The following is an 11,794-nucleotide window of genomic DNA, read 5'->3' as shown; positions in this document are numbered from 1 at the left end:
CCCAATCCAATCTTTCCGTTATGCCTCTTACTAAAAAAGAAATTCTCTTTTGCATTCTGAATGGATTTCTCATCGGAATTGCAAACCTAATCCCTGGTGTTTCAGGCGGAACCTTTGCTCTTATCTTAGGTCTATATGACAGACTCATCACAGCCATCACTTCCCTCAACTTAGATACCATCAAAGTTTCCCTTTCCTTACTTGTTGGCTTTTGGAAAGAAGAAGTTCGAAGTCGATTTGCTTTGGAGATGAAACGAATTGATTTTTGGTTTTTGGTATTTCTTGGAATTGGACTTTTACTTTCCGTGATCTCTGGTGCCAAAGTCATCCAATACTTATTACAAAACCATCCAGAAGCGACTCTTGCCCTTTTCATTGGTCTTATCATTCCATCCCTCGTTGTTCCCTACAAACTCATCGAAAAACATAGTATCGTTGCTTGGCTCTGTTTACTTCCAGGAATTCTATTAACCATTGTTCCTAGTTTTTTTATGGGAGAAAATACTGGTTCGGAAAATCCGATTTTTGCATTCGTCACAGGTGTGATTGCCATCTCTGCCATGATTTTACCAGGAATTTCTGGTTCTTACATCATGCTTGTGTTAGGTGAATACCAAATTGTCATTGGAAAACTTTCTACCATCTTAGAACCAAGTTCCATTGTATTTCTAGCAGCGTTTGGAATTGGATGCCTTCTTGGCCTTTTGATTTTTACCCATATCGTCAAATGGTTATTTGTTAAATACAAATCTCATACCATGACGTTTTTACTGGGACTCATCCTTGGTTCCTTTTTTATCCTTTGGCCATTTAAGGATTATGCCAATGGACAAGCGGTTGTAGGTCGATCGGGGGAAGTGAAACGTGACATCCAAATTGCCACAGCAAAAAACATCCTTCCCAAAGATTTTGGCGAAGCACAGATTCCACTTGCGGCACTTGTGTTTGGTTTGGTCTTAGGAATGGGACTCAATCGATTGGAGTCGTTACAAGAGAAGAAGTAGAATTACGCACTCGATCCATTAAAGTCTGGATTTCAAAGTCCAGACTTCTATCCACTTCCATTGTCTTAAGTCCTTGAAACAATTCATATTGTGGAACTAAATCCTTTCGTTTGGCAAATAATGAGGATTGGTACACCGCATATCCGAAAATAGAAAGTAGTTTAGTCGCACTAACTACTGTTCTGCGATTTCGTAAAACAGAGATAGCTCCCATCGGTACAATGTCTTGGTTATTGCCATTGGTAGGAATGGACTGCATGGATCCTGGCATACTATCCCTTCGCACCTCTGCCGTTAGGTGAGTCGACATAAGTCCGAGCCCCGATAAACCAGCAAAGGTTCCTGGTTTTGCCGACAACATCAAAGGAAACTCATCATTTTCTTTCGGTTCAAACAAATAATTTAAAAAACGGTCGACCCAAGTGCACCAAACTGCCATCACATTTTGTAATCTGTCAGCTGCAAAACTCACTTGTGATGCATAAAACCCACCACCTTCGGCAAAACGAAAAGAAGTATCGGCGGAACCATTTAATTCATTCGAGGGGATCAGAACAGGATTATCAGATAAAGAATTTAACTCTTGTTCTATGATACTTCCAATGGATTCCATTTCATCCCAAATGGATCCTAAAATTTGTGGGATACAACGAACGGAATAAATATCCTGGATACGTTTTCCTTCCACTTTTTCTTTGGGATTTTTGGAAACGATGGGATGGAGGAACCTTGCAATACGTTTTGGCCCAGAAAATTGTTTGTGTTCATGGTAAGCCGGATGGAAGGCATCAGGGAAAACCGAATGGTAACGGAACAGATATTGTAAAAGTTCAACCGAGTGTAAAAACAAGTTTTGGAATTCCATCACTTGGTAACCAAGTAGGGCTGTGGTGAAACTCGTTCCATTGGTTAAAGAAATGGCTTCTTTTGGTTTCGGAGTCCAAGGAAGACCCGGAATTTTTGAATTTTTCCCATTATGTTTTGAGGGACCTAAGTCCTTTCCTTTTCCGGTAAAACCTGACTCACCAAGAAGGGCCAAGGGAATGTAACTGAGAGGGATGAGATCCCCAGATGCCGAAAGAGAACCCCTTTCCGGAATGACAGGGATACAATCCAACTCCAAAAGTTGGTTTAATACCTCTAAGGTTTCATACCGAATTCCAGACCCACCAAGGGACAAACTAAATAACCTTGCCGCAAGGACTACCCTTGCTTCTTCGTGTGACAAATGAGAATGGGGTGTGCCATCACCAGATAACACTGGCTCTACGGTCAAATGGTAAATCAAAGATTTTTGGATGAGGTCTAGTTCTTCATTGGAAGTAAACGCATGTGGACCAAACCCAGTATGGATTCCATAAATTAATTTGTCCTTGGAATGCAAAAGTATGGATTCTAGATCTTCCCGTTCTTTCTTGAGTGAAGACTTACGACTTGGTAAATGGGAAAAGGAACCGGAGCGGGATAATGAATATAATTGGGATAAGTGCAGAGTCATGAAAGATGAAAAACCGGGGATGGATCCCCGGCATTCTGAAAACTTAGACGAAGAAAATAAACGTAATTAGGATAAAAACAGGAACTAAAATTCCCATTGAATATGCTAAATACCCACCAAACGAAGGCATCTTCACTTTGTTTTCTTCAGCAACTGACTTCACCATAAAGTTAGGAGCGTTACCGATATAAGTATTCGCACCCATAAACACGGCACCTACTGAAATTGCTTTTAAGATCTCTTCTGCTTGGACGTTTCCAATGAATTGGCCAAGAGTCAGTGGAGCAGCTCCTGCTGGTGTCAGGAGTCCTGAAGCAAGAGATCCAAACGTTAAATACGTCGGTGCATTATCGAGAACCGAGGAGAACACTCCAGTTGCCCAATAAAACTGCCATCTTTCTGTAATCCCAAGTTCTTTCCCATGTGCTTCGAGTAATACAAGAGCAGGAATCATGGTGATGAAAATTCCAATGAAGAGGTAAGCCACTTCTTGGATGGGATGTAACGTAAAGTTATTAAACTTTCTATGTTCTTCTTTAGAAGTAAACATGGAAAGACCAATGAGTGCAATGAGCACTGCTTCTCGGATGAATCCAAGTGTTGGTGTTTCGTTGATTTGAGGGATGTAGTTACTGTTTAAAAAAGCAACTGCCAAAATCACACCGAGTAGCCAAATGAAGTTTACTTGGCCGCTAATGGAAAAAGGTGTTGCTAGTTTTGTATCACGAGCCAAATCCTTTTTCGTTTCTTTTTTATAAGCCATTGTATCCCAAATAAAATACACTGTAAGTAAAATCGCAAGTGCGAGTAACATCTCAGGCAATAACTTAAACGTCCAAGTGAATGGAACTCCTTTGAGGTAACCTAAAAACAAAGGAGGATCCCCGAGTGGAGTTAAGGAACCACCAATATTGGAAACAAGAAAGATAAAAAACACAACCGTATGGACAACATGTTTTCTTTCGCTATTTGTTTTTAACAAAGGGCGAATGAGTAACATTGATGCTCCCGTTGTTCCAATAAAGGAAGCAAGACTTGCTCCAATTAACAAATACAAGGTGTTATTCAAAGGAGTCGCTTTGATATCCCCTTTAATCACAATCCCACCGGAGATATAAAACAAAGAACCTAGCAAAATGATAAAAGGAATGTAATCAAAGAAAACAGTATGAACGATATTATGGCTATACCCATAAACAATCAAAACAACAAAGGAGATGGCTCCAAGACCCACTGCTAAAATGAGTTTGTTGTTATTGTCTTCCCACCAATGGGCTGTTTTGTGAGAGGCAACAGGCAAAATGGCAATGGAAAGTAAAATTGCCACAAAAGGTAATACTGTCCAATACGGGAGTTCTTCGTGAACTGATTCCCCATGCGAGGAATGTCCTGTTTCCTCTTGTGTTGTTGTCTCCGTTGGAACCGGAGTTGGTTCTTCGGCAAATAACCCTGCAGTTGTCACAGACAAACATACCAGGAAAACCATCAATGTGAGAAGCTTCTTCAACGTGCTCACCATCCTATTTTTTTTAGGACAGCATACCCGAAAGAGAAATCACATGGAACTAAAAAAAGCGTGATTCTCCAATTTTTAAAGGAACGAGGGCAGATTCGGAGATTCCCGATTCCTTCATCGCTTCTTTTGTGCGGGGCACAGGAGAATCCAGTGGTTCATCCGATAAAACAAAGGTCATATAATGCATGGGCACGAGGAATTTCGCTTTCAGATCCGAAAAAGACCGAACCGCTTCCTTGGGATCCACATGCACAGGTTCCATAAGCCAACGTGGTTCTGTTGCTCCAATGGGTAAAATGGCAACATCAATCTTCGGGAAACGGCTCGCGATTTCTTGAAAATGTGAGTAATAACCAGTATCTCCCGCAAAGTAAACGGTTTCCTGTTTCCCGGAAATGACAAAACTCCCCCATAAGGTTTCATCCCGATCCAAGAGACCACGGCCACTGAAATGTTGTGTCGGTGTGAATGTGAATTGTAAGGAACCAAGTTTCCATTCCTCCCACCAATCCATTTCTTTTACATTTTGTAATCCTTCATCTAACAAGAGTTTCCTGTTACCGAGACCAGTGAGAACCAATGGATGGAATTTTTCTTCTAATCGTTTTAAAGTGGGAAGATCCGTGTGGTCATAATGATTATGAGATAAAAGGATCACATCAATTTTAGGTAAGTCTGAAATGGAGATGCCAGGTGGTGTATATCGTTTGGGACCAACAAAACTAAGAGGAGAACACCTCTCACTCCATATAGGATCGGTCAGAATGTTGATCCCATCAATTTGCACAAGTGTGGTGGCATGCCCAACCCAAGTCACTGAAAGTTGGGAGAGATTGGATTGTAATTGTTTCCCATCATTTTTTAACACAGGGAATGTAGGATAGGATTTAGCGTCTAAACTGTACGGTAAAAAAAACCTGTCCCATTGCCAAACGAGTACATTCCAAAATCCTTTTTTTTGAAAACTAGGATTTGGGTTTTGGAATCCAGACTCTGTATGGTGAGGTTTTCGTGTTTGGGAATCTGCCAAAAGGGCAAAAGCCAATAATAGAATCAAAATGAATGCGGCGGACCATTTGAATTTCACAAAGTTTAGACGGAATCGAGTCCCCAATTGATGGCAAAGATTTTTCGATTGCCTTTTCCAAAACTGGCACCATACTCATTCTTTGTCATGTACCGTTTCGAAGAAACCAAACATCTATTCATCGCCTATGCCAAATGGAGAGATGCTGTGGATCGTACAGAAGGAAACGAAACTGTATTTGGTTCCAATGCGGAGATTTCAGAAATCGCGAGGGACTTACGGGAAGATGCGGAATTTGAACTTCGAATCCTCATCCAGGATTTAAAAAAACAAAACCCAGCTGCTATCAAAGAATGGGTGGAACTCACCAAACAGTTTTTAGTTGCTACGGAACCAAATATTCCGGAAGAAACAATGAACAAACGAAAACAAATTGCACGTGACTGGAAGTTTTCTCGTTCCCCTTTGGGAATCTCCGTTCGTTACCCTCACCCATCTCAATATTGGGGAAGTGGAATCGGAGTGCTTGGCCCCGATTTGGACTGGTAAAAAACAATGGATTTCTGAATCCTTTCTTTATGGATTCTCTCTTTTTTATTTTCTCCAAAGTTCTTACCATTTTTCTCTACCCTTTACCTGTATTTTTTTTATTTTGTATTTATCTTTTGTTTCGCATCAAACAAGGGAAAACGAAGTTTCTCTTTTTCCTCATTTGTCTCTTTTTATATCTATCCTCTAGTTCCTATGTAGCAAATGCACTTGTGACTGGATTAGAAAAAGACTACCCTCCTGTGTCATTAGAAGAGGTTCCAAAAGCTGAAGTTGCCATTGTTCTTGGTGGGATGATCCAAACCATCTCCTCAGTCAAAGCAAGGCCAGAGCTCTCCGATTCAGCAGATCGCATCACAGACGCCATTCGTTTGTATCGAGCAGGAAAGGTCAAAAAAATCCTGTTTACTGGTGGATCTGGTTTGTTATTATCCGATGAATACCGGGAAGCGAATTTAGCCAAATCGTTGTTAATCGATCTTGGTGTCAAAGAATCAGACATCATTTTAGAAAACAATTCCAGGAACACATATGAAAATGCGGTAGAAACAAAAAAAATCATCGAAGAAAAAAACTTCCAATCCTATATTCTGGTTACGTCTGCCTTCCATATGAAACGATCCGTCGGTTGTTTTCGAAAACAAAACTTGGAAGTGATCCCGTTTCCAACAGACTATCGCTCCTTTCAAATGGATTCTGGTGCCTTTGAATTGTATTTACCGTCGGCAGGATATCTCGATACGACTACGTTTGCTATAAAGGAATGGGTTGGGTATTGGGTGTACCGTGCCAAATCCTACCTCTAAAACCGCAATTTTACGACAAAATTCCAAAGACCTTTTTGTTTGACCGAAACCATGAGTCGGAGAGGTTTGAGGAAAGACGTGATTTCGTCTAAAGAATGGACTATGAATCGTAAGTTTTTAACCCTTTTATTCCTCATTGCAATCTCCCTCGGAGGAATTGCTTATTTTTCTTCCCAAGAAACATCTTACCTACTCCTCGATGCTTCCGAACTTGCTGCCAATCCTACAAAGTATTCGGAACAAAACTTAAGAGTGAGAGGGTTTGTGCGAGTGGGCAGTTTGGTCCGAGAAGGAAAAAAAGCCAAATTTGATTTGGAACTGAACGATCAAATCATCCCTGTATTTTTTACAGGAGAAACTCTTTTGCCTGATGCTTTCAAAGAAGGAGCAAGGGCTCGTGTGGATGGAAAATTGGATAAGGGAGTCCTTGTCGCAAGCCACGTAGAAGCAAAATGTGCTTCCAAATACGAAGCAGGGTATGCTGAGGAAAAATGAATAACTTAGGAACCATCTTACTTTCAGCCTCCCTTGCCATTTTACTTTTCTCTGCCTTCCAAACTATCTACGGGATCATTTCGAAAGAAAGAAAAGCAGTAGAACTTGGCCGATTGGCACTCATGACAAATCCTTTTGTCATCATCTTAACGTTTATTGTTTTACTCACACAACTCGTTCGATCTGACTATAGCAACTATTATGTGGTCATGCATTCCAGCGAACACCTTCCATTATTTTATAAAATGACTTCGATTTGGTCTGGGTCTTCAGGAAGTTTACTGTTTTGGAATTTGATTTTAAATGTCTTTACCTTTATCGTGTTATGGCAAACTCGTAAGTCCATCGAAGACAGAATCCCTGTGATGAACCTCATCCTTGCAGTTTTATCTGGTTTTTTTAGTTTCCTTGCTGTGTTTTATGGAGACGCACAACCCTTTCGTGAATTTGTTCCAGAAGCAGCGGCAGGACGTGGACTCAATCCCCTTTTACAACATTGGGCAATGATCATCCACCCTCCCATCCTTTACATTGGTTATGTGAGTATCTCCATTCCATTTGCAATTGCCATGTCGGCTCTAGTCTCAGGTCAACTTTCAGAAGATTGGATGAAGTTCATTCGTAAATGGACTTTGTTTTCTTGGTTTTTTCTCGGTACAGGAATTTTACTCGGATCCAAATGGGCCTATGAAGAGTTAGGTTGGGGTGGGTATTGGGCTTGGGATCCTGTTGAAAATGCGTCCCTTATGCCATGGTTACTCACAAGTGCCTTTGTCCATTCCGTTGTCATCCAAGAACGACGGGGTATGTTGAAGTTTTGGAATATGTTACTTGTGATCCTTGCCTTCCACTTTAGTCTGCTCGGAACATGGATCACTCGTTCAGGTGTTCTCGAAGGGCCTCATAGTTTTTCAAAATCAACAATTGGAACACCATTTATCGTTTATATCATCGCGAGTTTTCTTTTTTTCACTGGTTTTGTGATCTACCGAAGAAAAAATCTAACTCCAGAACGAAACCTAGAAGCCATCACATCCAAAGAAGGAAGTTTTTTACTCAACAACTTCCTTTTGGTGTTATCGACCGCAGCAATCTTGTTAGGTGTTTTTTCTCCCCTTCTTTATGGAAAGGAATTCAAAGCACCTTGGTTCAATTCTTGGGGTGTACCTGCTGGGATCTTTTTATTATTACTCATGGGTTCGGCACCCTTACTTGCTTGGAGAAAAGGTGCTGGAGCAGTCTTTTTATCCACACTGTTAAAACCATTCCTCTTTGGAATCTTAGGTGGTGGATTGTACATTCTCTTTTATTCTCAAAACTTCACCAAACCCGATACCAAATACGGTGATGTATTGGCAGAGGTGTATTCCGTTCTCACCGTGGGGATTGGAGTGTTTACCATTGCTGGGATCATCCAAGAATACTACCGAGGAATCAAAGCTAGACGTGATGAACACAAAGATGAATCTTTGTTACGAGCTGGAGTAAACTTACTTCTCAAAAACAAAAGAAGGTATGGTGGGTATTTAGTTCACTTCTCTCTTGTTCTTATATTTATCGGATATGCAGGAAATGCATTTAAGATCAATACTTCGGTGCGTTTCTTTTATGAACTCCAACCACCAACTTCGGAAGAAATCGTCTACCAATCGATCGACAAAGCGATGATAGGTGGATACCAAATAGAAGCAAATACTTTAAAACTCAAACCCGTCCTCATTTCAGGGCTTGGCGGAGAACCTAACATTCAAAATGTGATTGTTTCCCAAGAAGCAAATTACGGCATTTATCGTGGTTTGGAAAAAATTGCATCCCTAGATACGGAAAGAAGGTTTTACCCTCAGATCTCTCACCTAACAGGGGATTTTGAAACTCATATTCCAACCAGTGAACCTGCCATCCATTCCATGGCGAAGGAAGATTTTTACATCCAACTTGGTGCCATAGAAACTTCGGATCTAAAATCCGAAAACCCTGACCTACCACTGATGTTTATGCAGTATTATTTCACACCAGGAAGTGAAACGGATAAACTCAAACTTTTCCTAAACTTCCCACGCCAAATTGTGGCGAACTTAGAAGTGTGGATTAACCCTCTTGTGAAATTGATTTGGGTTGGTTCTCTCTTGTATTTTATGACGGGGATCTTTCTCTTATTACCGATTGGGGAACGAACAAAACAAACCAAAGGAAATGTGGCATGAAGCAACTAAACCAACTCCATTTTCTTTCTATTCCAAGATTTTTGAGATTCCAAATAGATTCAAAAAAAATTTCATTTGTTGCCCTTCTTGTATTCTGTTGTTTGTCTCCAATTGCCTTGTTCTCTCAAAAAACCACCACCAACCTCAAAGAAGAAAGCCAAGTGCAAACCTTCTTGAAGGTCACAGAAAAAATTCGTTGTATCTGTTTGCCAAGCCTTCCCATCCAATCCTGTTCCTTCAATATGTGTGCCGCGTCCAGTTACATCAAAACCTTTATTGAAAATCGAATCAAAGAAGGGATGGGAGAAGAGGAAATCATCTCTAAGATGGAAAATGGATTTGGCACTTCTGTTTTACAAGACCCAATCATACTTATGTTCCAAGAAAATGGAAACCAAGGAATGATAGATTCCATCGTATACGGATTTGGACCTAAAATTTTAGCAAAACCTGATGACACTTGGATTAACGCCACCTTACTCGGACTAGGTGTTCTTGGATTATTCGGAATCTATCGATATGGAACCAAACGGTCGAGAGAAAAATCCGCTGTCTCCCAAACAAACGCCAAAACCCCTTCCACTTCCACAACAGAATCCATCAAAGAAAAAATTCGCAAATTCGAAGAGTCATAAGGGATTTCTTATCAAAGTGATAGATTTCAAAGGATAAATCTTTAAACATGATCCCACTCGTTTCTAATTTGAACGAGTGCTAATACCAATCTTTGAATCTCTTTTTTCGAAAGCTTCGCATTCAAACTAATCCTTAACCTGGGCGACGGAACCGTTGGTGGTCGGATGGCGCGCACATCCAGCCCCATTTCTTGTAATGATTTTGCATAAGCCATTGCTTCCGCTTCAGAGCTAAGGAGTAAAGGTATGATATGAGAAGCAGTACTTGTGATCGAAAAACCAAACGAACGTAAAGATTCTTTTAACTCTGAAGCCAATTCTTCTAAAATCTTTCTCTCAGAATCCATCGAACGAAGTAGATCCAAGGCAAACGTTGCCAATTGGGAAATGATGGGAAGTGGTGCTGTGGAAAAAATAAACGGCCGCATGACATTAACTAAATGGTCTCTACCCATTTGTTTTGTGACGATGATTCCTCCTTCGAGTCCAAATGACTTTCCTAAGGTATACACTCGGTAATCAACCAACTGGATGTCTTCCTTTGGCAGATCACGAAACAAGATTCCTTTTCCCTCTTCGCCATAGACACCTAAGGCATGGGCTTCATCCACCACGAGGACAAAACCATATTGTTTTTTTAAGGTTATGAGTTTTTTAAAATCGGGGTTATCTCCATCCATGCTAAATAGGGATTCGGTGACAACGATGCGTTTTTGTTTTTGGTTTGGATCTTCGGCATTTGTTTTGTCGAGAAGAGATTGCAGATGTTCCAAGTCTAAGTGATTGAAGTATTTTTTTTTGGCCCCAGAGATTCGAATTCCATCCAAAATGGATGCATGGTTCAACCTATCCGTAAACACATAACAATCGGGGGCGGTTATGGAATCGATTAAGCCAAAATTTGCGACAAATCCATTGGAGACTAGAAGTGCCGCCTCTCCTTCCACAAAACTGGCAAATTTTCTTTCAAACAAATCCATGGAATCATAATTTCCCCGAACAAGCCTAGAAGCTGTGGAACCAAAGGGATATAGGTTTGTTAAAGACCGGTAGTATTCCAACATACGAGGGTTAGTGGCAAGACCCAAATAATCATTGGAACAAAAATCAATTCCTTGGTAGGTTTTTGTTTCGCGGAATAATTGTTTTTCCTTGATGGACTCCAGTTTTCTTTGAATTTCTTCCCAATGACGGTTCACATTCACCAGATTTCCTGGCCTAAAATATTTTCCGATTTAAATTTTCTAAGAATTTGTTAGAATGAACCAAAGAAATGGACCTACTCCCCAAGGAAACTTTAGAAACCATTCGAAATGCAGAGAGGATTGTATTTCTCACTGGAGCTGGAATCTCTAGCGAAAGTGGAATTCCAACCTTTCGTGGGGAAGGTGGACTTTGGAAAAATTTCCGAGCTGAGGATTTGGCCACACCAAGTGCCTTCCAAAAAAATCCAGAACTTGTCTGGGAATGGTATGATTGGCGGCGAGGGATTTGCAAAAATGCCAAACCCAATCTCGGTCACATAACAATTGCAAAATGGCAAAATAAATCGAACGGAGTATTTCTCATCACACAAAATGTGGACGGGCTTCACCCACGTTCAGGAAGTAAATCTATCATAGAACTCCATGGAAATATCTTCCGAGTCCGTTGCATCAATTGTTCAGCAAAATATCATCTGGAAGAGGATGGTTTGGAGACAGAGGGACTCAAATTTTGCAAACAATGTGAATCCCTACTTCGGCCAGACATTGTTTGGTTTGGAGAAGAGTATGACCAATCACTGCTCACAAAAAGTTGGGAAGTTTGCAAACAATCACAAGTGGTCTTTGTCATTGGAACCAGTGCGAATGTTTCGGTTCCCGCTCAATTGGCACTCACCGCCATTCGGAATGGTGCCATAGGGATTGAAATCAATCCAGAATCAACGAGTCTCACGCCTTCCATGAAACACCACTTTGGTGGAAAATCGGGAGAAGTGTTACCCAAAATCTGGAACGAAGTATTCCCAAACGAATCACTGAAGTGAATGAGTCGAAGATCAAGAGAATAAACAAATA

At 40.7% G+C, this 11,794-nt stretch carries 11 protein-coding genes; 7 read left to right on the top strand and 4 right to left on the bottom strand.

The window, feature by feature from the left end; translation table 11 throughout:
* The first annotated feature begins 20 nt into the window (after nt 1–20).
* Nucleotides 21–1,004, top strand: coding sequence for a DUF368 domain-containing protein (locus EHQ59_RS01850; RefSeq protein ID WP_135617445.1), 984 nt, complete (start codon nt 21–23; stop codon nt 1,002–1,004).
* On the opposite strand, the gene EHQ59_RS01845 is transcribed toward EHQ59_RS01850, so the two are convergent.
* Genes EHQ59_RS01845 through EHQ59_RS01835 form a run of 3 tightly spaced genes read right to left on the bottom strand, consistent with a single transcriptional unit; the run spans nt 970 to nt 5,105 of the window.
* Nucleotides 970–2,502, bottom strand: coding sequence for an aromatic amino acid ammonia-lyase (locus EHQ59_RS01845; RefSeq protein ID WP_135617444.1), 1,533 nt, complete (start codon nt 2,500–2,502; stop codon nt 970–972). The two genes, EHQ59_RS01850 and EHQ59_RS01845, sit on opposite strands and share 35 nt — an antisense overlap.
* A 43-nt stretch (nt 2,503–2,545) precedes the next feature.
* The gene (locus EHQ59_RS01840) at nt 2,546–4,021 is read right to left on the bottom strand and encodes a sodium:proton antiporter (RefSeq protein WP_135617443.1); all 1,476 of its coding nucleotides are present in this window, start codon (nt 4,019–4,021) and stop codon (nt 2,546–2,548) included.
* 46 nt (nt 4,022–4,067) lie between these two features.
* Nucleotides 4,068–5,105, bottom strand: a complete 1,038-nt coding sequence (locus EHQ59_RS01835) for an MBL fold metallo-hydrolase (RefSeq protein ID WP_244245329.1) — start codon at nt 5,103–5,105, stop codon at nt 4,068–4,070.
* Between the two features lie 30 nt (nt 5,106–5,135).
* On the opposite strand from EHQ59_RS01835, the gene EHQ59_RS01830 reads away from it, so the two are divergent.
* The 5 genes from EHQ59_RS01830 to EHQ59_RS01810 all read left to right on the top strand — a co-directional run bounded on the left by EHQ59_RS01830 (nt 5,136) and on the right by EHQ59_RS01810 (nt 9,734).
* Nucleotides 5,136–5,594 (top strand): hypothetical protein, encoded by a 459-nt coding sequence (locus EHQ59_RS01830; RefSeq protein WP_244245328.1) that lies wholly within the window; start codon nt 5,136–5,138, stop codon nt 5,592–5,594.
* 29 nt (nt 5,595–5,623) lie between these two features.
* Nucleotides 5,624–6,400 carry a YdcF family protein gene (locus EHQ59_RS01825; RefSeq protein WP_135617442.1) on the top strand — a complete coding sequence of 259 codons (777 nt, stop codon included), beginning with the start codon at nt 5,624–5,626 and terminating at the stop codon, nt 6,398–6,400.
* Nucleotides 6,401–6,502: 102 nt separating this feature from the next.
* Entirely contained in the window at nt 6,503–6,895 is a 393-nt protein-coding gene (locus EHQ59_RS01820; protein ID WP_135617441.1) for a cytochrome c maturation protein CcmE domain-containing protein, read from the top strand.
* The gene (locus EHQ59_RS01815; protein ID WP_135617440.1) at nt 6,892–9,099 is read left to right on the top strand and encodes a heme lyase CcmF/NrfE family subunit; all 2,208 of its coding nucleotides are present in this window, start codon (nt 6,892–6,894) and stop codon (nt 9,097–9,099) included. The genes EHQ59_RS01820 and EHQ59_RS01815 overlap by 4 nt, the downstream gene beginning before the upstream one ends.
* Nucleotides 9,096–9,734, top strand: a complete 639-nt coding sequence (locus tag EHQ59_RS01810; protein WP_135617439.1) for a cytochrome c-type biogenesis protein CcmH — start codon at nt 9,096–9,098, stop codon at nt 9,732–9,734. The genes EHQ59_RS01815 and EHQ59_RS01810 overlap by 4 nt, the downstream gene beginning before the upstream one ends.
* 41 nt (nt 9,735–9,775) lie before the next feature.
* On the opposite strand, the gene EHQ59_RS01805 is transcribed toward EHQ59_RS01810, so the two are convergent.
* The gene (locus EHQ59_RS01805) at nt 9,776–10,933 is read right to left on the bottom strand and encodes an aminotransferase class I/II-fold pyridoxal phosphate-dependent enzyme (RefSeq protein ID WP_135617588.1); all 1,158 of its coding nucleotides are present in this window, start codon (nt 10,931–10,933) and stop codon (nt 9,776–9,778) included.
* Nucleotides 10,934–11,007: 74 nt separating this feature from the next.
* Here EHQ59_RS01805 and EHQ59_RS01800 point away from each other — a divergent pair, with 74 nt between their 5' ends.
* Complete coding sequence (locus EHQ59_RS01800) at nt 11,008–11,763, top strand: SIR2 family NAD-dependent protein deacylase (protein WP_135617438.1); 756 nt, start codon at nt 11,008–11,010, stop codon at nt 11,761–11,763.
* Nucleotides 11,764–11,794 lie beyond the last annotated feature (31 nt).

Source organism: Leptospira kemamanensis (genome assembly GCF_004769665.1).
GTDB classification, from domain to species: Bacteria; Spirochaetota; Leptospiria; order Leptospirales; family Leptospiraceae; genus Leptospira_A; species Leptospira_A kemamanensis.
The sequence above is the reverse complement of the archived record's forward strand: the minus strand, read 5'-3'. Positions and strand labels throughout refer to the sequence as shown.